A 25112-nucleotide genomic window follows, 5' to 3' on the forward strand; every position below is an offset into this window, starting at 1 on the left:
GCCTGCGCGCGGCCGCGCTCAGGCGTGCTGCGTGAACCAGTCGGTGATCTCGCGCAGGCTGCGTCCCCGCCGGTCTGGGCTTTCCATCAGCACTTCATGCTCGGCGCCGGCGATCTCGACCAGCCGGCCGCCCGGCCAGGTTTCCATGCGGGTGTGGATCGTGGGCACCTCGATGATCCGTTCGCGTGTGCCGACAATGGCAAGCGCCGGAAGCTGGGGCGCGGGCATCTGCATCAGCGCCCGCGTTTCCCGCAAGGCCGCCCTCACCCACAGGATCGACGGCCCCCCGAGGGCAAGGTCGGGGTGCCGCTCGGTCTGACGCATCATGTAGTCGAACTGCCCGCGGTCCGTGGTCAGCGGGTTGTCGTCAAACTCCATCGGTTCCCACGGGCCGGTCGTCGGGGCGAAGCTTGTGCCCAGGCCCAAGGGCCCGGCAAGCCCCATGACGACCGAGGCGATCGAGCGCATGAAGGGGGTCATCTGGATGCCCCACATCGGCCCGGTGAAGGCCGCCGCGCGCACCGGCAAACCATCATGCAGGGCCCGCAGGCCGATACAGCCGCCCATGGAATGACCGATCAGGTACAGGGGGCCGCGCACCTCCAGCGCCGCAAGCGCGGCGCGAAACGCGGCCACATCCTCGCGGTATTCGTCAAAGCTGGTGACATGGCCCATGTCGCGGCGATGACGGGGCCGATCGGCAAGGCCTTGACCGCGCCAGTCGAAGGCCACCATCGAATAGCCCGCCGCCGCCAGATCCTCGGCCACGCGGCCGTATTTCTCGATATACTCGGTTCGGCCGGGAAACAGCAGCACCGTTCCCTTTTCCCGCGCCGGCCACAGGCCGAGGCGCAGCTGCGTGCCGTCCGCGCTCTTCACCCACCAGGCGCTCGCACCCTTGGGGCCTTCGGCGATCTCGTCGAAAAAGGGGGCGGGCGAAAGCCCGGTGGGGGAAGGGCTGGTCAACATCGTCTCAACCCAGGGCGGATCCAAGCTTCATCGCGGTGCCCATGTCGCCATCCAGCTTCAGCTTGCCCGACATGAAGGCGGCCGTCGGGTTCAGATCGCCGGACAGGATATCCTGAAAGGTGTCGGCATCGGCGGTCATCACGACATCGGCGGTATCGTCATCGGTGGCGGCGCGCACACCGGTGCCATCGACCAAAACGGCTCCTTCGTCCTCGATCACGAATTTCGCCGTTCCGTCGAACCCGTCGCCAAGCTTGTCTGACAGGGCCTCGACGGCCGCGTCGATCACTGCGCTCATGGGTGGTGTCTCCCTCTTCCCTCTTGATGTTCCGCGCCCCCGATCGCGTGCGTTTGATGTGGAATGTGACCGGGGCCGTGCTACGATGCTCAACATGAGGTGTGCGCCCCCCTTTCTCAATGTTCTCGTTGCGGCAGTCATCTGCGGGATTCCCGCCATTGCTGCGGCACAGGTCACGGCTGACGAGTTGCTGGACCGACTCGGCCAGCCCGATCTGCGCAACTGGAACGTGGTCGAACAGCAGCTATACACCGAGTGGTCCCGGTCGGGGTCGGCCACGGCGGATTATCTGCTGCGTGTAGGGCGCGCCGCCCTCGAGGCCGAGGATTTCGATGTCGCCTACAATCACCTGACCGCCCTGACCGATCATGCGCCGGAATTCGCCGAAGGCTGGAACACCCGTGCGACCCTGTTTTTCGAGATGGGGCGCTACGGGCCGGCCATTGCCGATATCCAGCGCACCCTCGCGCTGGAGCCGCGCCATTTCGGGGCACTGACGGGCCTTGGCTTCATGCTCGAGGAAATGGGCGACACCGAAAACGCGCTGGCGGCCTTGCGCGCCGCCCATGCTATACATCCGCACCATCCCGAAATAGAAAGCGCGATAGATCGGGTCGAGCGACAGCTCGACGGTCGCGCGCTGTAACCGCACACGGCCCGCCGGGCCGAAAGGGGATGAGCCATGCAGGACATGAGCAACCGCGGTCATGTGGCCGCCGTGCTTGGCCCCACCAATACCGGCAAGACCCACTATGCCATCGAACGGATGCTGGCCCACAGGACCGGGGTCATCGGCCTGCCGCTGCGCCTGCTTGCGCGCGAGGTCTACGACAAGATCGTCGCCTTGCGCGGGCCGTCCGTCGTGGCCCTCGTCACCGGGGAAGAGCGGATCGTTCCCGAACGCACGCAGTATTGGGTTTGCACGGTCGAGGCGATGCCGACGGGCCTGGGGGCCGATTTCCTGGCGATCGACGAGATCCAGCTTTGCGCCGATCTCGAACGCGGGCACGTCTTTACCGACCGCCTGCTGCATGCGCGCGGGTTGCACGAGACGCTGTTTCTGGGGGCGGATACGATGCGCTCGGCCATTGCGGCCCTTGTGCCGCGCTGCCAGTTCATGCGCCGCGAGCGGTTTTCCGAGCTTGTGTATGCAGGTTCGAAAAAGATAAGCCGCATGCCCCCACGCAGTGCCATTGTCGGGTTTTCCGTCGAAAATCTTTATGCGACCGCCGAGTTGTTGCGCCGTCAGAAGGGCGGGGCGGCGGTGGTGATGGGCGCGCTCAGCCCACGCACGCGCAATGCGCAGGTCGAGCTGTATCAGAACGGCGACGTGGATGTTCTGGTGGCCACCGACGCCATCGGGATGGGCCTGAACCTCGACATCCGTCATGTCGCCTTTTCGGGTCTGCGCAAATTCGACGGGCGGCGCATGCGCGACCTTGCGCCGAACGAATTGGCCCAGATCGCGGGCCGGGCCGGGCGGCACACGCAGGCCGGGACGTTCGGCGTGACCGGCGAGGCGCCGCCGCTGGAGGACGGATTGGCGCAGGCGATCATGGAACATCGCTTTGCCCCGGTGCGCAAACTGCAATGGCGCAACCCCGATCTCGATTTCGGCTCGGTCGCCCGGCTGATCGCCTCGCTCGAGGAGCGGACCGAGGACGAATGGCTGACCCGTGCGCGCGAGGCCGACGACCTCATGGCGCTCAAGGCGCTCAGCGGCCGTCCTGACGTGGCCGACCGCCTGCGCGATGCGCGCGACGTGCGACTGCTGTGGGATGTCTGCCGTATCCCCGATTTCCGCGGCATCAGCCACGCCGAACATGCGGACCTGCTGGGCCGGATCTTCGAGTTTCTGCATGACACGGGCCGGGTGCCGGACGATTGGCTGGCCCGTCAGGTCAAGCGCATCGACCGCACCGATGGCGATATCGACACATTGTCGAAACGCTTGGCGTATATCCGGACGTGGACCTATGTCGCGCAGCGTCGTGGCTGGGTCGATGATGAATCCCATTGGCGCGGGGCGACCCGTGCCGTAGAAGACCGCCTGTCGGACGCCCTTCACGGCGCCCTGACGCAACGATTTGTCGACCGGCGGACGAGCGTGCTGCTCCGCCGGTTGAAACAGAAGGAGAGCCTGGTGGCTGATGTGAACGAGATGGGTGAAGTGACGGTCGAAGGCCAGGTGCTGGGCCGGATCGAAGGGTTCCGTTTTCGCCAGGACGACACGGCCAGCCCGGATGAGGCGAAAACGCTGCGCCAGGCGGCCATGGCGGCCCTGCGCCCCGAGTTTCACCTGCGCGCCGACCGCATGTACAACGCCCCGGACACCGAGTTCGACCTGACCGAACAGGGCGGGTTGATGTGGGGCGAGATGGCCGTGGGCAAGCTGGTCGGCGGCCCCGAACCCCTGCGCCCGACGGCCGAGGCCTTCGTGGAAGAGGACGCCGGCGCCGAGATCATTCAAAAGGTGCAGCGCCGCCTGCAACACTATGTCGACCGCCGCGTCGCCGCACAGTTCGAGCCCCTGCTGGCCATGTCGCGCGACGAGACGATCACCGGGCTGGCCCGTGGCGTCGCCTTTCGCCTGGTCGAAGGGTTCGGCATCGTCCCGCGCACCGAGATTGCCGAGGACATCAAGGCCCTGGATCAGGACGCGCGCGGCCTGCTGCGCAAGCATGGCGTGCGCTTTGGTCAGTTCACCATCTTCCAGCCTCTGCTGCTCAAGCCCGCGCCCACGCGACTGCGGCTGGTTTTGTGGGGTCTGTCGCGGAACATGGACGAATTGCCGGACAGCCCGCCGCCGGGCCTGGTCACCATCCCGAACGACACGGCCCATGACCGCGAATACTACACGATGGCGGGCTATCGCACAGCGGGCACCCGCGCCATCCGTATCGACATGCTCGAGCGTCTGGCCGACATGCTGCGCGGTCAGGACAGCCGCGGCGGGTTCGAAGCCAGCGCCGACATGCTGTCGATCACGGGCCTGACCCTCGAGCAATTCGCCGACCTGATGGCCGGGCTGGGCTACAAGGCCGAAAAGGGCGAGCGGGAAAAGGTAAAAGCCGCGCCGGCGCCGGAACCGGCCGCGACGACTGCCCCCGAAGCGATGGATGAAACCCCGCTGAACACGGCCCCGCCCACGGGTCTGGAGGGGGCCGACACGCCCGATCCGGCCGCGCCGACCGAGATCCCCGGCGACAGCCCCGCCGAAACCCCGGTCGAGCAGCCGCAGGAAACCCCGACCGAACCGCCGGTAGAAATGCCCGACGACATGCCGCCCGAGGCCCCGCAATCGCCCCCGTCCGAGGCGTCGCAGGCCGACGCGCCCCCCGAGACCGAGGTGTTCTACACCTTTTCCTGGGTGCCCCGGCGCCGTGGCGGTGCGGGCGCGTCCGAGCGCGGCGCCCATGGCGGTGGCGGCAAGCCCAAGGGGGGGCGCAGACCGCAGGGCAAGGATGGTGGCAAGCCACAGGGCAAGCCCAGGGGCAAGGGCGGCAAACCCCGGCACGAGGACAAGCCGCGCAGCTTCACCGCCGCGCCGAAAAAGAAGGAAAAGGCCATCGACCCCGACAACCCGTTCGCGGCGCTTGCGGCGCTCAAGGACCGGTCTTAGGGGTCGGTTTTGACCGACCCGCGGCCGACGGACAGGCTGGATCGTTGGCTGTGGCAGGCGCGGTTCTTCAAGACGCGCAGCATGGCCGCCCGTCAGGTCGCGGATGCAGGCGTGCGGATCAACGGGGCACGTGTCAGCAAGCCGGCCGCGTCGATCGGTGTCGACGATGTCCTGACATTCGCCCAGGGACGGCACATTCGGGTGGTGCGCATACTGTCGCTGGCAAAGCGGCGCGGCCCGGCCTCCGAGGCCCGCATGCTCTACGACGATCTGTCCCCGCCCGACGCGGCATCCCCCGCCCCGCAGCGCATCGGCCCGCGCCCGACGAAAAAGGACCGGCGCAGCCTCGATGCGCTTCGCGGTGACCCGCCCGACGAGATCTGAGGCACAGGACGAAAGATCGCAATTTTCGGCGCGTGTTTGGCTTGGAAATATGTAAACCTGGGTTTACACTTGTGCGAATGGGGGCCACATGTCGCAACGCGCGCACGGCGGCTTGCATCGCGCAAGCCCCTCGCGTAGCAGCAAGGTCCAAGAACGACCATCCGAGGGTATCGCATGACCTATGTCGTGACTGAGAATTGTATTGCCTGCAAATACACCGACTGTGTCGAGGTATGTCCGGTGGACTGTTTCTACGAGGGCGAGAATTGCCTCGTCATTCACCCCGATGAATGCATTGATTGTGGCGTGTGCGAGCCCGAATGCCCCGCCGATGCCATCCGCCCGGATACGGAACCGGAGATGGAGAAATGGGTCGAGATCAACCGCAAATATGCCGAGATGTGGCCCGTCATCATCACCCGCAAGGATCCGTTGCCCACCGCCGAAGAGATGGACGGCAAACCCGGCAAGATGGAGTTGTTGTCGGAGAACCCCGGCGAGGGCGGTTGACCCGGCGGGATCGGTCGATCCACCGATTCGGCCGCGCCCGTGGGCAAGCCGGTATCGGCGACGGGATGGCATGGCGTGACATGCATAACCCCCTTAATCGCAAGGCGGGTCACCGGGGATGGTGTGCGAATCTTTAAGTTCGCTGCTTTTTGTGTTATACAACCGTCACGAAGATTGTCTGTCCGAAGTGAAACGCGGGCCTGCCAGCCTGTACAACGTCAGAGCAACATGGACTCCGCTAGTGAAAAGCTTGGGCTTTTCACCGGCTTTTTTTGTCGCCTGAGCTTCGGCAATGAAAAGGAACCGCACATGACCAAACGGAAGTCGCAGGAGTTCAGCGCAAACGATTACGTCGTTTACCCGGCCCACGGGGTCGGGCAGATCGTGTCGATCGAGGAACAGGAAATTGCTGGCCTCAAGCTGGAACTCTTCGTCATCTCCTTCGAGAAAGACAAGATGACGCTGCGCGTTCCGACCGCCAAGGCCACGGAAATCGGTATGCGGTCCCTCAGCTCGCCCGATATCGTGTCCAAGGCGATGGAGACGCTCAAGGGCAAGGCCCGCGTCAAGCGGGCGATGTGGTCGCGCCGCGCCCAGGAATACGAGCAAAAGATCAATTCCGGTGACCTGATCTCGATTGCCGAGGTGGTGCGCGATCTGCACCGCGCCGACGATCAGCGCGAGCAGTCCTATTCCGAGCGTCAGCTTTACGAGGCGGCCCTCGAACGCCTGACCCGCGAGCTTGCGGCTGTCAAAGGCATGGACGAAGCGAACGCGCAACGCCAGGTGGACGAGGTGCTGACGGCCCGCGCGGCCTGATCGGCGCACTCCCGCCTACCCAAATCCCGCCCGCCGCGCGAGTCGCGGCGGGTTTTTCTATGTGATAAAGGTCACTTCCGGGGGAAACGGGAACCTCCGCAACGCGCGTTGCGTTGCATCCCAGACTGTCACCTGAAAGGACCCGCCATGAAAAAGCTTCTCGCACCGATCGCACTCGTCGCCGCCTTGGGCACCGCGGGGTGTCAATCGCTCAGCCCGCAGGATCAGGCCAATCTCGGGCTTCTGGCCGGTGCCGGCGCCGGTTTGATCACCGCGAATGCGCTGAACGCGAACGCGAACTGGACGATCCTTGCCGCCCTTGGCGGGGCCGCCGTGGGCACGCTGGTCGCACGCAACATGCAGACCGGCAACTGCGCCTATTCCAATGGTGACGGCACCTACACCGTGCGCCCCTGTTGAGACACGATCCGGCGGCACGCCGATTGCGGCGCGCCGCGCATTCGCTGACCACGCATCGCCTCACACCCACCGCTTGGCCCGTCGCACAGCAGTGCGGCGGGCCTTTTCGATGCGCCGCCATCGCCCACGCGGGCGGCCATCACGCCTAGGTTTCGCGCCCGCCCGGTCGGCGCGGCTGCATCCCCCTCAGGGTGCCGGCCAGCGCGCCCGCATCGCCCCGCGGCCGCCGCCCCTTGGGCTCGTCGTCGTCCATAAGGTCGTCCAACTGGCTGAGCAGCGCGGTTTCGAGGTTGTTGTTCAATTCCCGCGACCGCTCGACATAGGCGGTGTTCTCGGCGACGGGGACACCGGGTTTCCACAGTTCGGCCAATTCCCGCAGGTTCTGCCGGTCATGGCGGTAGAACGCGATCTCAAGCTCATGCGCCTCGTAATCCGACAGGCCCATATCCTCGAGCACGTAGCGCGCGGCCCGCAGGCTCGAGTCGAACATCTCGCGCACGATATGGTCCGCCCCGGCATTGTAGAGCGCGTAGACATGCAGCCGGTCATGGGCGCGGGCGACGATGGCGATATCGGGGCGCAGCCGACGGGCATATTCGACCAGTTGCACGGCCGCGGCCTTGTCATCGACGGCAACCACCAGCACCCGCGCCTCCTCCAGCCCGGCGGCAGCCAGCAATTCGGGCCGTGTCGGATCGCCGAAATACCCCTTGAACCCGAAGCGGCGCATCAATTGGATCGTCGCAAGGTCGCTGTCCAGCACCACCGTGCGAAACCCCGAGGCCTGGACCATCCGGTTGACCACCTGTCCGAACCGCCCGATGCCCGCGATGATGACCGGGGCCTTTTCGTCGATGGCGTCATGTTGCGGCGCTTCGCTGTCGGCCTCGGCGGACAGGCGGCGCCCGATCATCTCGTAGGCGATGAAGGACAGCGGCGTCAGCAGCATCGACAGCGCGATGACCAGCAGCAGGATCTCGCCCGTTGTTGTCTGGAACACGCCCTGTTGCAGGCCGAAGGCGACAAGCACGAACCCGAACTCGCCCGCTTGCGCCAGCCCAAGCGTGAACAGCCAGCGATCCCGCCCCTTCAACCCGGATACGAGGCCGATCGCCAGAAGGACCAGACCCTTTCCGATCATCAAGGCCAGGGTCAGGCCGATCACCAGCGATGCGTTGTCGAACAGCGTGCCGAAATTGATGCCGGCGCCCACCGTGATGAAGAACAACCCCAGAAGCAGGCCCTTGAACGGCTCGATATCGGCCTCGAGCTCGTGGCGGAATTCCGAGTTGGCCAGAACCACGCCCGCCACGAATGCCCCCAGGGCCGGGGACAGACCGACCAGGATCATCAACAGCGCGATGCCGACCACGATCACCAGCGCCACCGCCGTGTACATCTCGCGGATCCGGCTGGCATGGATGAAGCGGAACAACAGCGGCGACAGATACCGCCCGGCCAGGATGACCGCCGCCACCGCGCCCAGGGTCACCAGCGTCACGCCCCAGGCTGGCAGGCCCTCGACCAGCGACAGCGAGTGATGTGCCTCGTGCTCGGCGCCGCGATGGATGGATCCATCCTCGGAAAAGCCCATTGGCCGCGACAGCGCCAGGAGCGGCAGCAATGCCAGCGCCGGGATCACGGCGATATCCTGTGTCAGCAGGACCGAAAAGGCCGATCGCCCGCCCTCGGTGCGCATCAGGTTCTTTTCGTTCAAGGTCGTCAGCACGATCGCGGTCGAGGACAGCGCAAGCGTCAAGCCGATGGCGAGGGCGGTTTGCCACGGCAACCCCAACAGCGCGACGCCAATGGCAATCGCGGCGGTCGACAGCAGGATCTGCGCCCCCCCGGTGCCCAACAGTTTCTTGCGCATGTCCCACAGGCCGGCCGGATCCAGCTCGAGGCCGATCAGGAACAGCATCAGCACCACCCCGAACTCGGCATAATGCTGCAAATCCTGCGTTTCCGACCCGACGAGGCCCAGAACCGGGCCGATGGCGATGCCGGCGATCAGGTATCCCAGAACCGATCCAAGGCCGAACCGCACCGAAAGCGGAACGGCAATCACCATCGCCGTCAGATAGATCGTGCCTTGGAGGAGAATGCCTTCCATCGGGGGGCCTGTCTTGTTTGCGTGCCGTCTGCACCTGTGCGCCAACCCTAGTCGTGCTGCAGGTGCAAAGTCCATGTTGCACCGGGCCTCTATCCCCGGGCCGGTCCCAGGGGAAGGGGGGCATCGGGTTTGACGCGTTCCATCACCAACTGGCTTTGTACGCGGCTGACGGCGGGGTGGGGCAGCAGGACCTGCTGGACCAGCCGGTTCAGCGCGGGCAGATCGCGGCAAAAGACGCGCAGCAGGTAATCGGCCTCGCCCGTCAGGGTCCAGGCGCCGGTGATCTCGGGTTGCAGGTGCGTCAGGCGGACGAAATCGCGCGCGTTCTTTTCGGTATGGGTCGCCATCTCGACCTGCACGAAGGCCTGCACCCCCAGCCCCAGCGCATCGGGGTCCAGCGTGGCGCGGTAGCCGGTGATATAGCCTTCGGCCTCCAGGCGTTGGCGCCGGCGGCCCGCCTGGCTGGGCGACAGGTTCAGGCGGTCGCCCAGTTGCTGCGATGTCAGGGTCGCATCCCCCTGAAGCAGGGCCAGCAAGCGTGTATCAATCTGATCCATCATGCGCGAATTTCACGATTTCTTAAGGTTTGATGCGGTACATTGCCATCATTTCCGAGATTGATCCACGACTTTGCGCAGATACCGCATGGCTCAGGCGGTAGACTGTTTCAATCCATTTTGAGGGGAGGCTCTTCATGGGACCGTTTCCGCACGACGCGCCGCGCGCGAGCATCACGGCCGAAAACCCGGCCGGCACCGACGGGTTCGAATTCGTCGAATTCGCCCATCCCGATCCGCAGGTTCTGCGCGATCTGTTCGCCAGCATGGGCTACACGCATACCGCCACGCACAAGACCAAGGCGGTCGAGCTGTGGCAGCAGGGCGATATTACCTACATCCTGAATGCCGAACCGGGCAGCTTTGCCGCCCGCTTCGTCGCAGAGCACGGCCCCTGCGCCCCGTCGATGGGCTGGCGGGTGGCCGATGCCCGACACGCCTTTGCCCATGCCGTCGCCAAGGGGGCGGAACCGTACGAGGGGCCGGACAAGACCTTGGATTGGCCCGCGATCAAGGGGATCGGTGGCAGCCTGATCTATTTCACCGACCAGTATTGGGACAGCTCGCCCTATAACGCCGAATTCGACTGGATCTCGGATGCCCATCCCGAGGGCGTGGGCTTCTACTATCTCGATCACCTCACGCATAACGTGTTCAAGGGCAACATGGACACATGGTTCCGGTTTTACGGTGACCTGTTCAATTTCCGCGAGATCCGCTTTTTCGATATCGAGGGGAAGTACACCGGGCTGTTCTCGCGCGCGCTGACCTCGCCCTGTGGGCGTATCCGCATCCCGATCAACGAAGACCGGGGCGAAACGGGGCAGATCGTCAATTACCTGAAGAAATACAATGGCGAAGGCATCCAGCATATCGCGGTGGGCGCGCGTGACATCTATGCCGCGACCGATGCCATCGCGGCGCGCGGCATTCGTTTCATGCCCGGACCGCCCGACACCTATTACGACCGCAGCTTCGATCGGGTCAAAGGCCATGACGAACCCGTGGACCGGATGAAACGGCACGGCATCCTGATCGATGGGGAAGGGGTGGTCGATGGCGGCGAGACGCGCATCCTGCTCCAGATCTTCTCGAAAACCGTGATCGGCCCGATCTTTTTCGAGTTCATCCAGCGCAAGGGCGACGACGGGTTCGGTGAGGGCAACTTCAAGGCGCTGTTCGAATCCATCGAGGCCGAGGAGGCCGCCAATGGCGACTACGGCGACGTGGCCGCCGAGTAGCGCCTAGGCGTCCTCGGCCCAAGGCGGGGTCACAGGTGCCCCGTCCACGCGGACCTCGTCACGCTCGTTATCCAGAACCACGGGATTGTCGAACAAGGTCAGCGTGGGGCGAACCCCGAACCGGCCCTCCATCCAATCGGCCCAGCCATCGTTGAACCAGGCCTCGGCATCGGCGCGGGTTGCGAACTCGTAGATGCCGCCGCCGCCCGCCGCGCTGTTGAGGTAGTATTTGCGTCGTAGTCCTTGCACCTTGTGAAAGATGCGGGTCGATTCAAGCGACTGGTCGATCACGGCCTGATGGTCGCGCTTGGGCCCGTCAAGCGGGATCTGGACGAGGGCGATGATCATGCGTATTCCTCCGGCCGGAAAGGCGGTGCCGTCAGGCTATTGCGGAAACGGGCCGAGGCAAAGCGGTCGTTTCGCGGCCCGACAGGCCGCACCGCACCGCGCATCATGGATCTGGGGGCAAGATGAAACGTTCGGATGTCAACGAAATCATGGCCCAAGCCGACGCCTTCATGAAATCCTTTGGCGTCGTCCTGCCGCCCTTTGCCTATTGGTCGCCCGAGCAGATGAAAGCCCGCCGTGCCGATATCGATCACCTGATCGCGGGACGCATGGGTTGGGACATCACCGATTACGGGCAGGGGGATTTCGACAGGCTGGGCCTGTTCCTGTTCACGCTTCGCAACGGACGTCTGGACGACCTGAAGCGCGGCACCGGCATGTGCTATGCCGAAAAGCTGCTGATTTCCAAACGCGATCAGATCAGCCCGATGCATCGCCACAATCTCAAGGCCGAGGATATCATCAACCGCGGTGGCGCCACACTGGCGGTCGAGTTGTTCGGATCGGCCCCGGACGGGTCCTTTGATGAGACGGCAGGGGGCACGGTCTTGTGTGACGGGATCGCCCGCGCGTTCGCCCCCGGAGAGGTGCTGACATTCGCCCCCGGCGAAAGCGTGACCCTGATGCCGGGCGATTGGCATGCCTTCTGGGGCGAGGGCGGCGATGTTCTGATCGGCGAGGTGTCGACCGTCAATGACGATGAGACCGACAACTGGTTCCGCGACCCGATCGGTCGCTTTGCCGCCATCGACGAGGACGAGGCGCCGATGCACCTGCTGGTGTCCGACTATGCCACCTGGCTTTAGGCCGGGGACTAAGCGGCCCTATGACAGCGCGCGCCAGCCGATGTCACTTCGAAAAAACCCCTCGGGCCAGTCGATCCGGTCCACCGCCGCATAGGCCCGGTCGCGGGCGTCCTGCAGGGTGGCGCCGCGTGCGGTGACGTTCAGAACGCGACCGCCGGTGGCTGTGATCCTGCCATCCACCGCTTTCGTGCCGGCATGGAACACCATGTTCGAGCTGTCCTCGCTCAGCGCATCCAGCCCGCCGATCACGCTGCCCTTGGCATAGCTGCCGGGATAGCCCTTGGCCGCCATCACCACTGTCATCGCATGGTCGTCGGCCCAGGTGACCTGCATCTCGGCAAGGCGCCCCTCGGCACAGGCCAGCATCAGGTCCAGCGCCTGCGCCCCCAAGCGCATCATCAGAACCTGGCATTCGGGGTCGCCGAAGCGGACATTGTATTCCACCAGCCGGGGCTGTCCGTCCTCGATCATCAGACCGGCATAGAGCACACCGCGATAGGGTGTGCCGCGCCGGGCCATTTCGGCGATGGTCGGCTTGACGATCTGCTCCAGCGCCGCCTCGGTCACGGCGGCGTCCATGATCGGGGCGGGGGAATAGGCGCCCATGCCGCCGGTATTCGGCCCGGTATCGCCCTCGCCCACGCGCTTGTGGTCCTGCGCGGTGCCGATGGGCAGAACCGTTTCGCCATCGGAGAGGACGAAAAAGCTCGCCTCTTCACCGGTCATGAACTCTTCAAGGATGACCTCGGCCCCCGCCTCGCCAAAGGCTCCGGCGAACATTTCGTCAATGGCGGATGCGGCGGTGTCCTCGTCCATGGCGACGACCACGCCCTTTCCGGCGGCCAGCCCGTCGGCCTTGACCACGATGGGCGCGCCGTGCTGTTGCAGATGCGCCTTTGCGGCCTCGGCCTCGGCAAAGCGGGCCCAGCCGGCGGTGGGGGCGCCACAGGCATCGCAAATTTCCTTGGTAAAGCCTTTCGACGCCTCCAGGCGGGCGGCTGCCTGGCTTGGGCCAAATGTCAAAATTCCGGCATCGGTCAACATATCCACAACCCCCGACGCAAGCGGGGCTTCGGGTCCTACAATCACGAAATCTATCGAGTTTTCGGCAGCAAATTCGGTCACCGCCACCGGATTATCCCCATCGATATCGGAACATTCTGCAATCTGCGCGATGCCGGCATTCCCTGGTGCGACGATCAGCCGGTCGCATTTCGGATTCTGCAAAACGGCCCAGGCCAAGGCATGTTCGCGACCGCCGCCGCCGAGGATCAGGATGTTCATGGACGCCCCCCCTGTCGTATACCCCTTCGGCAAGTAGCGAAGCGCGCGCCGGCGCACAAGCGGGACATCCCACATCGCCGCTTTTCGCCGGCGGGCCGCGCGACTAGGGTACGCCCCATGGATGACCTGATCGACGACGACCCCGGCGGCAGCGGCCCCGGAAACGCACCGGAATTCACCGTGTCCGAGATCTCGGGCGCGGTCAAACGCAGCATCGAAAGCGGGTTTTCCCACGTCCGGGTGCGCGGCGAGATCGGGCGCCTGTCTCGGCCGCGCTCGGGTCATGTCTACCTGGATCTCAAGGATGATCGCTCGGTCCTGGCCTCGGTCATCTGGAAAGGGGTCGCCACCCGTCTGCGCCATCCCCCGGAGGAGGGGATGGAGGTGGTCGCCACGGGGCGCCTGACCACCTTTGCCGGCCAGTCGAAATACCAGTTGGTGATCGAGGATCTGCGCCCGGCGGGGGCCGGGGCGCTGATGGCCATGCTGGAAAAACGCCGCGCCGCCCTGGCGGCCGAGGGGCTGTTCGACGCGGCCCGCAAGCAGGACCTGCCCTTCCTGCCCCGGGTGATCGGTGTGGTGACCTCGCCCTCGGGCGCGGTGATCCGCGATATCCTGCACCGTCTGCGCGACCGCTTCCCGCGCCATGTGCTGATTTGGCCGGTGGCCGTTCAGGGAGAGCGGTGCGCGCCCGAGGTCGCGCGCGCGATCCAGGGTTTCAACGCCCTTCCCGAGGACGGTCCCGTGCCACGGCCCGATCTGCTGATCGTGGCGCGTGGCGGTGGGCAGTCTCGAGGATCTGTGGGGGTTCAACGAGGAAATCGTCGTGCGCGCCGCCGCTGACAGTACCATCCCCCTGATCTCGGCCGTCGGGCATGAAACCGACACCACGCTGATCGATCACGCGGCGGATCGGCGGGCGCCAACGCCCACCGCGGCGGCGGAAATGGCGGTCCCGGTGCGGCTGGACCTGTTGACCTGGCTGCGCACGCAGGACGGCTACATGACACGCGCGATCGAACAGGCCGTGCGCCAACGCGGCCAGCGCCTTGGCGATCTTTCGCGCGCCTTGCCACGGCCCGACAGCCTGCTGGATACCCCGCGCCAGCGCCTCGATCGGCTGGTGTTGCAACTCGGCCCGGCCCTGCGCCATGCCACCCAGCACCGGCGCGGCCAACTCGACCGATTGTCGGCGAACCTGACCCCCGCCCTTGATCGGGCGGTGGCCGCGAAACGCCTCGCGCTCGGGCGGGCCTCGGCCGGTCTGACGCCCGCACGTCTGGACACAACCCTGCGCAGCCGCCACGAGCGACTGGCCATGATCGCCTCGCGGCTTGACCCGCTGCGTCTGTCCGACCGGCATGCCGCGGCGCGGGCCCGGCTGACCGATCTTGCCGCGCGGTTCGACCGTGGTCGCGCCGCCGAGACACGGCGCCGCCACGAGCGGCTGGCCAGCCTTGTGCGCCTGCATGACACGCTTGGCTACGAGGCCACGTTGCGCCGCGGCTATGCCGTGGTCCGCGACGGCGACGCGGTGCTGACCCTCAAGGCGCAGGCCGAGACGCGGCCAAGCGTCGAGATCGAGTTTGCCGATGGCCGTCTTGCCGTCACACCGACCGGCGCCGGCCCGCGCGGCCCGGCCCGCAGAACGCCCCAAAAACCACCGCCCCCCGATCAGGGCTCGCTGTTCTGAGCCTGCGGGCTCACATGCCGGCCCATCTTTATCCCCTGAAAATGCCGGGGTCCGGGGCAGCGCCCCGGTCCCTCGGCCTGACCTGTGCGCGTCGCTCAGAGAACGAAGCGCACCCGCCGCGACAGGGGCAGATCGCGGATGCGCTCGCCCGTCAGGTCATAGACCGCATTGGCCAGCGCGGGCATCGATGGCGGCACGGAGGGTTCGCCGACCCCGCCCAGATGATGCTGGGTTTCCAGGATGCGAACCTCGACCTCGGGCGAGTTGTGCAGACGCAGGGCATCGAAATCGGGGAAATTCCACTGCTCGACCTCGCCGCCGGCAAAGCTGATCTCCTGCATGGCAGCCGCCGACAGGCCCCAGATCAGGCCGCCTGACATCTGCGCCTCGATGATGCCGGGGTCGAGCGCCGTGCCCACGTCGCAGGCCATCCATGCGCGATCGATCGCGACGGCGCCATCGCGGTCGCTGACCTCGACCACGACAGCCACGGCGGTGTGGAAGGAATAGGTCATCGCCACCCCGCGCCCGACGCCATCGGGGGTTTGGCCCGTCCAGCCCGACATCTCGGCGACGGCCTCGAGCACCCCGGCCGAGGGGGCATGCTCGCGCCGCGCCAGATCAAGGCGAAAGGCCAGAGGGTCGCGCCGTGCGGCCAAGGCCATCTCGTCCATGAAGCTTTCCATGAAAAACCCGTTGAACGAGTTTCCGACCGCGCGCCAGAATCCGACCGGCACGTCAAGATCGGCCAGATGCCCCGTGACCCGGTAATTCGGGATCGCGTAGGGCTGGTTGAACATCCCCTCGACATGGCCCTTGTCCGGGCCGCCGGGGCTGATCCCGGCCATGCGTTGCAACGATTGCCGCGTGACCGAGGGGGCCGCCACCCGCCCCTCGAGCGCGGATGCAAAGCCACCCCGCAACACGCCGCGCATGCGGGCGGCGGCGGCCGGTCGATAGAAGTCGTGGCGCATGTCCTCTTCGCGGCTCCAAGTCAGCTGAACGGGCGTGCCCTCCATCGCGCGGGCCACGCGGGCGGCCAGCACGACGAAATCCGTCTCGCCCCGGCGCCCGAACCCGCCGCCCAGATAGGTCACGTGGCAGGTCACCTGATCGGCGTCGAGATCGGTCGCCTCGGCCGCCCGTTGCTCGGCAAATCCGGGGGCCTGGCTGCCGGCCCAGATCTCCAGCCGATCGCCCGTGTAAAGGGCGGTGGCGTTCATCGGCTCCATCGTCGCATGGGCCAGCCAGGGCACGGTATACTCGGCCTCGATCACACGGTCCTCGGGCGCGATCTCGAGGGCGTCGATCTCGCCATCATCGCGCAAGGTGGAGTTCGGGGCCGCGTCCAGCGCCGCGCGGATGACCCCCATCAACGCGTCCGACGTGGCGGGGTAGGGGGCGTCGTCCCAGTCGATGTCGATGGCATCGACGGCCTGCATGGCCAACCACGTATTGCTGGCGACCACCGCGACGCCATCGCCCAGATCGACCACCTGTTCGACGCCGGGCATGGCCCGCGCCGCGCTGTCGTCATAGCGGCGCATCCCGCCCCCCAGGCGCGGGTTGCGCCGAAGGGACGCGAACTTCATCCCCGGCAGCCGCACATCGATGCCGAACTCGGCCGTGCCGGTGGATTTGGCGATGGTATCGGTGCGTGGCATCGACCGGCCAAGATAGCGCCAATCGGCGGGGGGCTTCAGGGCGACGCGGCGCGGCGGGTCGATCTGGGCGGCCTGCGCCGCCAGATCGCCATAGGTCATCTCGATCCCGCCCGGCGCGATCACCCGGCCGTCGCGCGTGCCGAGCGCGCCAAGCGGCATGTTCAAGCGCTCGGCCGCGGCCATCTTGAGGGTTTCGCGCGCGGTCGCCCCGGCCATCCGCAGTTTCTCGAACGCATCGATGGTCGAGGTCGAGCCGCCGGTCACCTGCAGCCCGATCATCTTGGGCAGAACGGTCATCGCCTCGATCATCGTCTCGTGAAAGCCGGTGCGCTCGTAATCGTTGATCGGCAGGCCGTGGGACATCAACGCGCCGTTGTAATAGGCCTGCGCCGCCGGGCCATGCATGACACGCACATCGTCCCAGGCGACATCCAGTTCCTCGGCAACCAGCGCGGGCAGGGTGGTGTAGACGCCCTGGCCCATCTCGGCGCGTGCCGCGATCAGGGTCACGCCCTGCTGGTCGATCAGGATCCATGGGTTCAGCGTGGCCTGACCCTCGGCGGGGTCCAGCGGATTGGGCAACTCGCGCCGGTATTGCCAGACGCCGAATGCCACGCCGCCCGCGATGGCGGCCGATCCGATCAACAGCGTCCGTCGGGTGATCTTTCCCCAGTTCGCCATGGTCTCAGCCCTCCCGCCGCAGCGCGTCGGCGGCGGTGTGGATCGCCGCGCGGATGCGCGGGTAGGTGCCGCAGCGGCACAGATTGCCCCACATCGCCGCGTCGATGTCGTCATCGCTGGGGGCGGGGTTTTCCGCCAGAAGGGCCGCGGCCTGCATGATCTGGCCCGATTGGCAGTATCCGCATTGCGCCACGTCATGCGCGACCCAGGCCGCCTGCACGGCATGCATGGCGGCGGGTGTGCCCAACCCCTCGATCGTGGTCACCGGGCCCCAGACATCGGCCAGGGCGATCTGGCACGAGCGGACCGCCTCGCCCTCGATCTGCACCGTGCAGGACCCGCAAGAGGATACCCCGCAACCGTATTTCGTGCCGGTCAGGCCCAGCTCGTCGCGCAGGACCCATAACAGCGGCACATCATCCGGCAGGTCCACGGAATGTTGGGTTCCGTTCACGGTCAGGGTGGTGGGCATTGCGGGCTCCTTGGTCGGTCGGTTGCGCGCGGTCATGGTGAATATAGACCATGACGCGGGTATGTCGCGCGGGGTCTTGCGGGATACCGCGCGACAGGGCGCCCCCCGGATGTGCAGCGCCGGGCGCGATGGCCCGGCGGTGGTCCGTCTCGTGGTGGGCGGTGCCCTCAGCGGCCCCGAATACGCGGGTCGAGCGCATCGCGCAGGCCATCGCCGATATAGTTCACGCTGAGAACGGTCAGCGAGATGGCAAGGCCCGGCCAGATCACCCGCTCGGGGTTTTGCTGAAGCCAGTCGGTGGCATCGAACAGCAGCCGCCCCCAGGTCGGGAAATCGGACGGAAACCCGAGGCCGAGGAAGGACAGCGCGCTTTCGGTGATGATGGCATTGGCGATCCCCAGCGTGGCCGAGACCATGATCGGCGACATGACGTTGGGCAGGATGTGGCGCAGGATCATCCGGTGCGACGTTGTGCCGATCGATTTCGCCGCCAGGACGAATTCGCGTTCCTTCAGCGCCAGAACGTCGCCGCGCACCACGCGCGCGGTCTGCATCCAGCTGGTGATGCCGATCACGAAGACGATCAGGATGAAGATCCCCCCCTCGGGCCCGAAGGCCGCTCGCAACTGGTCGCGGAACAGCATGATGATGACCAGCAGAAGCGGCAGCAGCGGCAGGGCCAGAAACAGGTCGGTCAGGCGCATCAGCGGTCCGTCGAGTTTCTTGAAATAGCCGGCCAACACGCCGATCAGCGTGCCCAGAAGCAACGCCAGCAGCATCGCGGTCAGGCCCACGGCGATCGAGGTCTGCCCCCCCCACTCATCCGCGCCATCGTGTCCCGCCCCAGTTGGTCGGCCCCCATCGGGTGCGCCAGGCTGGGGCCGGTATTGCGCGACCGGATGTCGATATATTGCGGATCGACGGTCCAGATCAGCGGACCGACGAAGACGAAGAGCAGCGCAAAGATGAAAAAGCCCAGACCGAACATCGCGCCCTTGTGGGTCTTGAACTGGTCCCAGACGTCCCACCACTGGTTGCGCGGCGGGGTGTGGGCCTCGAAATCCATGACCGGGGCGGCGCCGGCCGGCGTGGCGCCGGCGGTCTGCAGGGGCTGGTTCGGGCGGTTGGCGGGATCTTGGAGATCAGTCATAGCGGATCCTCGGGTCGAGAATGCCGTAAAGGATGTCGGCAAGAAGATTGAACAGCACGATCAGGATCGCGAAGATGAAGCTGACGGTCTGCACCACCGGCACGTCGCCCCCCTGGATCGCGATGATCAGGAGCTGGCCGATGCCGTTCACCTTGAAGACCTGTTCGGTGATGATGGCACCGCCGAAGACGGCCGGGATGTTCAGCGCGATCACGGTGATGACCGGGATCATCGAGTTGCGCAGAACATGCACCAGGACCACCACCTTTTCGGTCAGGCCCTTGGCGCGGGCGGTGCGCACATAGTCCTGGTTCAGGTTGTCCAGCATCGAGGCGCGCATGTAGCGGCTGATCTGGCTGGCATTGAACAGGCCCAGCACCATCACCGGCATGATGATCTGCTTGAGCTGCACGATGAAGCTGTCCCAGTCCGTCACTTCGTGGGTGGTATCGTAGACGCTGGGAAACCAACCCAGGTTCACCGCGAAGATCACGATGAACAGCACCCCGGTGAAGAAGGTCGGGACCGAGAAGCCGACCATCGAGATGAAGGTACCGACCTGATCGAAGACCGAATACTGGCGATAGGCCGAGATGATCCCCAGCGGCAGGGCGATCAGGATCCCGACGATATACGAGGTGCCCACCACCCACAGGGTCTGCGGCATGCGCTGGACGATCAGGTCCATCACCGGGCTGCGGGTCTGGTAGCTGATGATGCGGGTCCCGTCCTCGGGCGCCAGCGACGTGCCCAGCCAGCCGTCGATCAGATGCAGGGGCTCGTCCCACATCATCAGTTTCAGCCACTTGAAATACTGAACGAAGATGGGGTCGTTCACGCCGAGGCTTTCGCGGATCTGTTCGCGCACCTCTGGCGGGATCGTCAGCGGCAGACCCGCCGTCGGGTCCGAGGGGGACAGCTTCACGATCAGGAAGATGATGAAACTGATGAACAGAAGCGTCGGAATCGCCGTGAGCAATCGACGGATGGTAAATGTCAGCATGGGCCAACGCCTCGGGTCATGAGTTCGTCTTTCGGGGGGAGGGGTGGGGAGGCCCGCGCGGGCAAAAGGGCGCGCGCGGGCCGGTGTCGTCGGATCAGGCGATCACTCTTCGGTGCGATACCAGTCCATGATGTTCCACAGCTCGCTGTCCCAGTCGGACATGCGGATGCCGTCCAGCGTGTTGGCATGGGCCGACACGCCGCCGCGGTGGATCAGCGGAATGATCGAGTAGGACTGCACCAGCATGTCGTTCTGCGCCATGGCGATGCGGCCACGCTCGGCCAGGTCGGCGGTCATGGCCATCTCGGCGATCAGGGCATCATACTCTTCCGAGCAGAAGCGCTGGATGTTCGAGCCCTGCCACTGGGTGTCGGGGCCCGGGATCTCGTCGCAGGCCCAGTTGGCCATGTAGGCCTGCGGGTCCACACCGGCGAAGTTGTTGGTGTACATCTCGACGTCGGCATAGAACTTCTGGAAGGTGTCGGGCGACGCCGGATCCCCGCCGAAGAAGACCGACGCATCGATGTTGCGCAGCTCGGCATCGATGCCGATTTCCGCCCACCACTGCTTGACCAGGGCCTGCGTGTCCTGACGGACGGCATTGGTCGAGGTCTGGTAGAGCACGCGCAGCGGCGTGCCTTCGTACTCGCGGATGCCGTCGCCGTCGGTGTCGACGATGCCGGCCTCGTCGAGCAGCGCGTTCGCGCCGTCGATGTCCTGCACGAGGCAGCCGTCATTGGCGGTCGAGGCATAGGCCTCGGGCGCGGGCAGCACGTTGCAGGTGGGCTGACCACCGGCCCCGTAGCCGATCTCGACCAGCAGGCCACGGTCGATGGCCATCGACATGGCCTGACCGATGACCGGGTTGGTCAGGAACGGATGCGGCCCGGCCTCGGCGGTCGAGCGGACGTCGCCCAGTGCCGGATCGGGGTTGAACTGGTTCATGTGCAGACGCTCGACCGAGGTGCCGAAGGCGGTCACGACCGTGCCGTTGCCCTGGGCTTCCATCTCGGACAGGATCGTCGGGTCGATCTGCAGGTTCCACGCATAGTCGAACTCGCCCGTTTCCAGAACCGAGCGCGCCGCCGCGGTGGCGTCACCGCCGCCCTTGAAGGTCACGGAGGCGAAGTAGGGGCGATCGGGGAAGCGGAAATTCTCGTTCGCCACGAATTCGATCACGTCGTTGGGGCGGAAATCCGTCACCACGAAGGGGCCGGTGCCGATCGGGCCGAAGTTGGCCTCGGTGCATTCGGGGGCGCGGGCGCCGAGGCAGTCGGCGAATTGCGCGGCCTGGATCACCGGGCTCTCGGAGCCGACGAAGGCGGTGTAGGGAAAGGGCGTGGCCTCGGCGAAGTTCACGCGCACGGTGCTGTCATCGACCGCTTCGACGCTGTCCACACCGGCAAAATAGCTGGCCTGTGCGCAGCCGCCCTCGGGATGGGTGCAGTATTCCCAGGTGAACACGAAATCGGCCGCGGTCAGCGGCGTGCCATCCGACCAGGTGATTCCCTCGGAGATGGTCCAGGTGATCGAGGTCAGGTCCTCGGCCACGCCGCCGTTCTCGACTGTGGGGATGCTTTCGGCCAGCCACGGCACCATCGTGCCGGTGTCGTCGAAGCGCGCCATGGATTCCAGAACCAGCGAGGCCGACTCGACCTCTTTCGTGCCGCCCGAGAGATAGGGGTTCAGCGTCGAGGGCGCCTGCCAGTAGATGATGTTGAGATGGCCCGAAGAGCCGCGCTCGGCGCCCTCCTGTGCCGTGGCCGCAAGCGGGATCAGCATCGCTGCCGCGGCTCCCATGAGAATCGCTGTTCGTTTCATTTGTGTCTCTCTCACTCCTTGTTGGTTCGCTCAGAGCCTCGTTGAGCTTGTGCCGCCTTGTCCGACGGTCTGCGCGAAGGTTGGACGGACCCCGCCCCGACGCAAGTCGCGCCAGGCCGAACCGTCCGATCCCCGCATGGTTCGCGCAACTTCCTCAAAAAGCAAGCCTAGTGCCGTTGCGGAATGCGCAAGTTTTGGGCGGTCGCAGCATTTGACAGCAGATGGACCCCGCAATTACCGTCACCCTCGTCCTGACTGGAGCGACTCCCCCATGCTTGATCACCCCATCGCGCAGGTGCGCAACCTTCGTGTCGAGTTTGAAACGCGCAACGGCACCGTCGTCGGGGTGGAGGACGTCAGCTTCGAGATCGCCGCCGGCGAGACGGTGTGCATCGTCGGCGAAAGCGGATCGGGCAAATCGGTCTCGTCGCTGTCGCTGATGCGACTGGTCGAGTTCGGCGGGGGCGAAATCACCGGCGGCGAACTGATCTTCGACCGCAAGGACGGAACCCCCATCGACCTGGCCAAGCAGCCCGTAGGCGCAATGGGCGAGATCCGCGGCAACGATATCGGGATGATCTTTCAGGAGCCGATGACGGCGCTGAACCCCGTCTTCACCATCGAGCGGCAATTGACCGAGGGTCTGTTGCGCCACAAGAACATGTCGAAAGAGGCCGCGCGCCAACGGGCGCTGGAGCTGATGAAACAGGTTCGCATCCCCGAACCCGAACGCCGCCTCAAGCAGTATCCGCACGAATTGTCAGGGGGCATGCGCCAGCGTGTCGTCATCGCCATCGCCCTGGCCTGCGAGCCCAAGATCCTGATCGCGGATGAGCCGACAACCGCGCTGGACGTGACCATCCAGGCCGAAATCCTGAGCCTGATCAACAGGCTGAAGGAGGAGACCGGCACATCGGTCATGTTCATCACCCATGACATGGCCGTGGTCGCGCAAATGGCCGACAGGGTCGTCGTCATGTATCGCGGTCACAAGGTCGAGGAAGGCCCGGTCGATCAGATCTTCAACAACCCGCAGCACGATTACACCAAGGCGCTTTTGGCGGCGGTGCCCAAGCTGGGCGAGATGCGCGGCAAGACCCTGCCCGAGCCGATGAAGCTGGTGGGCCGCGACGGCACCGGCGGCGGGCCGATCGCCGGCACCGAAAAGGTGCTGCTGAAGGTCGAAAACCTGGTCACGCGGTTTCCGGTCAAGGGGGGCTTTTTCCGCCGGACGATCGCCAACGTCCACGCGGTCGAAGACGTGTCGCTGACGCTGAACGCCGGGCGTACGCTCAGCCTGGTGGGCGAATCGGGCTGTGGCAAGTCGACCTGCGGGCGGTCGATTTTGCGCCTGGTCGAGCCGCTGTCGGGCAAAGTCGAACTCGACGGCAAGGACATCATGGCCTTGAGCCACCGCGACCTGCAAAAGGCGCGGCTGGACATGCAGATGATCTTTCAGGACCCATTCGCATCGCTGAACCCGCAGATGCGGCTGGGCGTGCAGGTGGCCGAACCGCTGATCAACTACGGCGTCGGCAATGCGCAGGAGCGCACGGATCGGGTGGCCCAACTGTTCGATCGGGTGCGCCTGCCACGGGATTTCATGCGCCGCTACCCGCACGAGTTGTCCGGCGGCCAGCGCCAGCGCGTCGCCATCGCGCGCGCCCTGGCGCTGAACCCCAAGCTGATCATCGCCGACGAGGCGGTCAGCGCGCTGGACGTGTCGGTGCAGGCCGAGGTGCTGAACCTGATGATGGAATTGCAGCAGGAACTGGGGCTGTCCTATCTGTTCATCTCGCATGACATGGCGGTGGTCGAACGGGTCAGCCACGATGTCGGCGTGATGTATCTGGGCCGTGTGGTCGAGATCGGGCCACGACAAGCCGTGTTCGAAGACCCGCGTCATCCCTACACGCAAGCACTGCTCAAGGCGGTGCCGATCGCCGATCCGGGGATGCGCAAGCTGGCTCGGGACCTGAACTTCAAGCCGATCCCGTCGCCTGTGCATCCCGTCGGTCACGAGCCCGAACCCTCGGTCTATACCGAGGTCGGGCCGGGCCATCATGTCCTCGTCACCGATAGCGGGTATTGAAACCGTGGCACGCACGCTTGGCGCACGCGCTCTTCTCGACCGGCTCGTGTCGTTTCCCACGGTCTCTCGCGACAGCAATCTCGACCTGGTGGACTGGGTCGAGGCGTATCTGAACGACCACGGCATCACGTGCTGCCGCGATTATGACGCGACCGGGCGCAAGGCCAGCCTCTATGCCCATGTCGGCCCCGAGGTCGAGGGCGGCGTGGTGCTGTCCGGGCACACGGATGTCGTGCCGGTCGATGGTCAGGCATGGAACACCGATCCGTTCACCGTGGTGGAACGGGACGGCAAGCTGTTCGGGCGCGGCTGTTGCGACATGAAGGGGTTCGATGCCCTGGCGATCTGGGCCACGGTCGAGGCCGCGCGGCGCGGGGTGTCGCGGCCGCTGCAACTGTGCCTGTCGCGTGACGAGGAGGTCGGCTGCATCGGCGCCCCGCCGATGATCGCGCATATGGCAACCCGACTGCCGCGCGCTGCGCTGGCCATCATCGGCGAGCCGACGAATATGGGCGTGGTCAACGGCCATAAGGGCGGCGTCGGGTTCGACCTGCATTTCCACGGCTACGAGGTGCATTCCTCGATCGCGTATAAAGGGGTCTCGGCGATCATGGAGGCCGCAAGGCTGATCGATTGGGCCAATCGCGTGAACGCGGAAAACCGCGACAAGGCCGATCCCGACAGCGATTACGACCCGCCCTACACGACCCTTCATGTGGGCATGATCGAGGGCGGCACCGCCCACAACATCACCGCCAAGGACTGCACCTTTGTCCTGTCCGCGCGCTGTGTCCCGACCGAGTCGAACGAATACTGGGAAATGCGCATTCTGGACGAGGTGCGCCGGATCGAGGCCGGCATGCAGGCCATCCGCCCCGAGGCGCGCATCGATGTCTTGCCGAAATGGGACGTGCCCGGCCTGCGCGCCGAGGTGGACGGCCCCGCCGAGGCGCTGGTGCGCCGCATCACCGGCGAGAACGGGTCGAGCGTCGTAAGCTACGGCACCGAAGCCGGGCAATTCCAGGCAGCCGGGTATTCCGCCGTGGTCTGCGGCCCCGGTGACATCGCGCAGGCCCACCAGCCGAACGAATTCCTGACCGTCGACCAATTCAAGAAGGGCGAGGCCTTCATGGCGCGCCTTCTCGACACGCTTGCCTGAGGACCC

Annotated in this window: 20 protein-coding genes and 2 pseudogenes; 11 read left to right on the forward strand and 11 right to left on the reverse strand. The window is 65.7% G+C overall.

What is annotated here, in order from left to right; all coding sequences use genetic code 11:
• Window positions 1–18 precede the first annotated feature (18 nt).
• Together ROSELON_RS09405 and ROSELON_RS09410 are read right to left on the reverse strand one after the other, a co-directional pair.
• Window positions 19–966, reverse strand: coding sequence for an alpha/beta fold hydrolase (locus ROSELON_RS09405; RefSeq protein WP_245605317.1), 948 nt, complete (start codon window positions 964–966; stop codon window positions 19–21).
• A gap of 7 nt (window positions 967–973) precedes the next feature.
• Window positions 974–1267, reverse strand: coding sequence for an SCP2 sterol-binding domain-containing protein (locus ROSELON_RS09410; RefSeq protein WP_025312157.1), 294 nt, complete (start codon window positions 1265–1267; stop codon window positions 974–976).
• Window positions 1268–1361: 94 nt separating this feature from the next.
• Here ROSELON_RS09410 and ROSELON_RS09415 point away from each other — a divergent pair, with 94 nt between their 5' ends.
• The 6 genes from ROSELON_RS09415 (at window position 1362) to ROSELON_RS09440 (ending at window position 7022) form a co-directional block, all read left to right on the forward strand.
• Window positions 1362–1913 carry a tetratricopeptide repeat protein gene (locus tag ROSELON_RS09415; protein ID WP_038651282.1) on the forward strand — a complete coding sequence of 184 codons (552 nt, stop codon included), beginning with the start codon at window positions 1362–1364 and terminating at the stop codon, window positions 1911–1913.
• A gap of 45 nt (window positions 1914–1958) precedes the next feature.
• Window positions 1959–4889 carry a helicase-related protein gene (locus ROSELON_RS09420; protein WP_025312159.1) on the forward strand — a complete coding sequence of 977 codons (2931 nt, stop codon included), beginning with the start codon at window positions 1959–1961 and terminating at the stop codon, window positions 4887–4889.
• 9 nt (window positions 4890–4898) lie between these two features.
• Window positions 4899–5273 carry an RNA-binding S4 domain-containing protein gene (locus tag ROSELON_RS09425; protein WP_025312160.1) on the forward strand — a complete coding sequence of 125 codons (375 nt, stop codon included), beginning with the start codon at window positions 4899–4901 and terminating at the stop codon, window positions 5271–5273.
• Between the two features lie 174 nt (window positions 5274–5447).
• The gene (fdxA, locus tag ROSELON_RS09430) at window positions 5448–5783 is read left to right on the forward strand and encodes a ferredoxin FdxA (RefSeq protein ID WP_025312161.1); all 336 of its coding nucleotides are present in this window, start codon (window positions 5448–5450) and stop codon (window positions 5781–5783) included.
• A 309-nt stretch (window positions 5784–6092) separates the two neighbouring features.
• Complete coding sequence (locus ROSELON_RS09435) at window positions 6093–6602, forward strand: CarD family transcriptional regulator (RefSeq protein ID WP_025312162.1); 510 nt, start codon at window positions 6093–6095, stop codon at window positions 6600–6602.
• A gap of 147 nt (window positions 6603–6749) precedes the next feature.
• Window positions 6750–7022, forward strand: a complete 273-nt coding sequence (locus ROSELON_RS09440; RefSeq protein ID WP_025312163.1) for a glycine zipper 2TM domain-containing protein — start codon at window positions 6750–6752, stop codon at window positions 7020–7022.
• 145 nt (window positions 7023–7167) lie between these two features.
• Here ROSELON_RS09440 and ROSELON_RS09445 read toward each other — a convergent pair whose 3' ends face one another.
• Together ROSELON_RS09445 and ROSELON_RS09450 are read right to left on the reverse strand one after the other, a co-directional pair.
• Window positions 7168–9135 (reverse strand): monovalent cation:proton antiporter-2 (CPA2) family protein, encoded by a 1968-nt coding sequence (locus tag ROSELON_RS09445; protein WP_025312164.1) that lies wholly within the window; start codon window positions 9133–9135, stop codon window positions 7168–7170.
• Window positions 9136–9224: 89 nt separating this feature from the next.
• Window positions 9225–9695 (reverse strand): Lrp/AsnC family transcriptional regulator, encoded by a 471-nt coding sequence (locus tag ROSELON_RS09450; RefSeq protein ID WP_025312165.1) that lies wholly within the window; start codon window positions 9693–9695, stop codon window positions 9225–9227.
• Between the two features lie 134 nt (window positions 9696–9829).
• On the opposite strand from ROSELON_RS09450, the gene hppD reads away from it, so the two are divergent.
• Window positions 9830–10933, forward strand: coding sequence for a 4-hydroxyphenylpyruvate dioxygenase (gene hppD, locus ROSELON_RS09455; protein WP_025312166.1), 1104 nt, complete (start codon window positions 9830–9832; stop codon window positions 10931–10933).
• 3 nt (window positions 10934–10936) lie between these two features.
• Here hppD and ROSELON_RS17475 read toward each other — a convergent pair whose 3' ends face one another.
• Window positions 10937–11281, reverse strand: a complete 345-nt coding sequence (locus ROSELON_RS17475) for a hypothetical protein (protein ID WP_025312167.1) — start codon at window positions 11279–11281, stop codon at window positions 10937–10939.
• 122 nt (window positions 11282–11403) lie between these two features.
• Between ROSELON_RS17475 and ROSELON_RS09465 the strand changes: the two genes are divergently transcribed.
• Window positions 11404–12087, forward strand: coding sequence for a D-lyxose/D-mannose family sugar isomerase (locus tag ROSELON_RS09465; protein ID WP_025312168.1), 684 nt, complete (start codon window positions 11404–11406; stop codon window positions 12085–12087).
• Between the two features lie 18 nt (window positions 12088–12105).
• Here the strand turns inward: ROSELON_RS09465 and purD are convergent, their stop codons facing one another.
• Window positions 12106–13371 carry a phosphoribosylamine--glycine ligase gene (purD, locus tag ROSELON_RS09470; protein WP_025312169.1) on the reverse strand — a complete coding sequence of 422 codons (1266 nt, stop codon included), beginning with the start codon at window positions 13369–13371 and terminating at the stop codon, window positions 12106–12108.
• 117 nt (window positions 13372–13488) lie between these two features.
• On the opposite strand from purD, the pseudogene xseA reads away from it, so the two are divergent.
• A pseudogene (xseA, locus tag ROSELON_RS09475) lies at window positions 13489–15064 on the forward strand (exodeoxyribonuclease VII large subunit).
• A 95-nt stretch (window positions 15065–15159) separates the two neighbouring features.
• Here xseA and ROSELON_RS09480 read toward each other — a convergent pair.
• The 5 genes and pseudogenes from ROSELON_RS09480 to ROSELON_RS09500 form a co-directional block, all read right to left on the reverse strand.
• On the reverse strand, window positions 15160–17409 hold the full coding sequence (locus ROSELON_RS09480) for a xanthine dehydrogenase family protein molybdopterin-binding subunit (RefSeq protein ID WP_025312170.1): 2250 nt from the start codon (window positions 17407–17409) through the stop codon (window positions 15160–15162).
• A 4-nt stretch (window positions 17410–17413) separates the two neighbouring features.
• Complete coding sequence (locus ROSELON_RS09485) at window positions 17414–17881, reverse strand: (2Fe-2S)-binding protein (protein ID WP_025312171.1); 468 nt, start codon at window positions 17879–17881, stop codon at window positions 17414–17416.
• A 167-nt stretch (window positions 17882–18048) separates the two neighbouring features.
• A pseudogene (locus ROSELON_RS09490) lies at window positions 18049–18947 on the reverse strand (ABC transporter permease).
• Between the two features lie 76 nt (window positions 18948–19023).
• Window positions 19024–20034, reverse strand: a complete 1011-nt coding sequence (locus ROSELON_RS09495) for an ABC transporter permease (protein ID WP_025312172.1) — start codon at window positions 20032–20034, stop codon at window positions 19024–19026.
• Window positions 20035–20136: 102 nt separating this feature from the next.
• Complete coding sequence (locus ROSELON_RS09500) at window positions 20137–21855, reverse strand: peptide ABC transporter substrate-binding protein (protein ID WP_025312173.1); 1719 nt, start codon at window positions 21853–21855, stop codon at window positions 20137–20139.
• A 271-nt stretch (window positions 21856–22126) separates the two neighbouring features.
• Here ROSELON_RS09500 and ROSELON_RS09505 point away from each other — a divergent pair, with 271 nt between their 5' ends.
• Window positions 22127–23947: an ABC transporter ATP-binding protein gene (locus ROSELON_RS09505; protein ID WP_025312174.1), complete on the forward strand. Its 1821-nt coding sequence runs from the start codon at window positions 22127–22129 to the stop codon at window positions 23945–23947.
• A 4-nt stretch (window positions 23948–23951) separates the two neighbouring features.
• Complete coding sequence (argE, locus tag ROSELON_RS09510; protein ID WP_025312175.1) at window positions 23952–25106, forward strand: acetylornithine deacetylase; 1155 nt, start codon at window positions 23952–23954, stop codon at window positions 25104–25106.
• The last annotated feature ends 6 nt before the right edge of the window (window positions 25107–25112 follow it).

Origin of the sequence: Roseibacterium elongatum DSM 19469, from assembly GCF_000590925.1 — a bacterium.
GTDB classification, from domain to species: Bacteria; Pseudomonadota; Alphaproteobacteria; order Rhodobacterales; family Rhodobacteraceae; genus Roseibacterium; species Roseibacterium elongatum.

Coding starts and splice junctions, on each gene's coding strand:
- fdxA (WP_025312161.1), top strand. CDS start 5,448: ATGACCTATGTCGTGACTGAGAATTGTATTGCCTGCAAATACACCGAC.
- ROSELON_RS09435 (WP_025312162.1), top strand. CDS start 6,093: ATGACCAAACGGAAGTCGCAGGAGTTCAGCGCAAACGATTACGTCGTT.
- purD (WP_025312169.1), bottom strand. CDS start 13,371: ATGAACATCCTGATCCTCGGCGGCGGCGGTCGCGAACATGCCTTGGCC.
- ROSELON_RS09500 (WP_025312173.1), bottom strand. CDS start 21,855: ATGAAACGAACAGCGATTCTCATGGGAGCCGCGGCAGCGATGCTGATC.
- ROSELON_RS09495 (WP_025312172.1), bottom strand. CDS start 20,034: ATGCTGACATTTACCATCCGTCGATTGCTCACGGCGATTCCGACGCTT.
- ROSELON_RS09445 (WP_025312164.1), bottom strand. CDS start 9,135: ATGGAAGGCATTCTCCTCCAAGGCACGATCTATCTGACGGCGATGGTG.
- hppD (WP_025312166.1), top strand. CDS start 9,830: ATGGGACCGTTTCCGCACGACGCGCCGCGCGCGAGCATCACGGCCGAA.
- ROSELON_RS09505 (WP_025312174.1), top strand. CDS start 22,127: ATGCTTGATCACCCCATCGCGCAGGTGCGCAACCTTCGTGTCGAGTTT.
- ROSELON_RS09415 (WP_038651282.1), top strand. CDS start 1,362: ATGAGGTGTGCGCCCCCCTTTCTCAATGTTCTCGTTGCGGCAGTCATC.
- ROSELON_RS09485 (WP_025312171.1), bottom strand. CDS start 17,881: ATGCCCACCACCCTGACCGTGAACGGAACCCAACATTCCGTGGACCTG.
- ROSELON_RS09480 (WP_025312170.1), bottom strand. CDS start 17,409: ATGGCGAACTGGGGAAAGATCACCCGACGGACGCTGTTGATCGGATCG.
- ROSELON_RS09410 (WP_025312157.1), bottom strand. CDS start 1,267: ATGAGCGCAGTGATCGACGCGGCCGTCGAGGCCCTGTCAGACAAGCTT.
- ROSELON_RS09420 (WP_025312159.1), top strand. CDS start 1,959: ATGAGCAACCGCGGTCATGTGGCCGCCGTGCTTGGCCCCACCAATACC.
- ROSELON_RS09465 (WP_025312168.1), top strand. CDS start 11,404: ATGAAACGTTCGGATGTCAACGAAATCATGGCCCAAGCCGACGCCTTC.
- ROSELON_RS09450 (WP_025312165.1), bottom strand. CDS start 9,695: ATGATGGATCAGATTGATACACGCTTGCTGGCCCTGCTTCAGGGGGAT.
- ROSELON_RS17475 (WP_025312167.1), bottom strand. CDS start 11,281: ATGATCATCGCCCTCGTCCAGATCCCGCTTGACGGGCCCAAGCGCGAC.
- ROSELON_RS09440 (WP_025312163.1), top strand. CDS start 6,750: ATGAAAAAGCTTCTCGCACCGATCGCACTCGTCGCCGCCTTGGGCACC.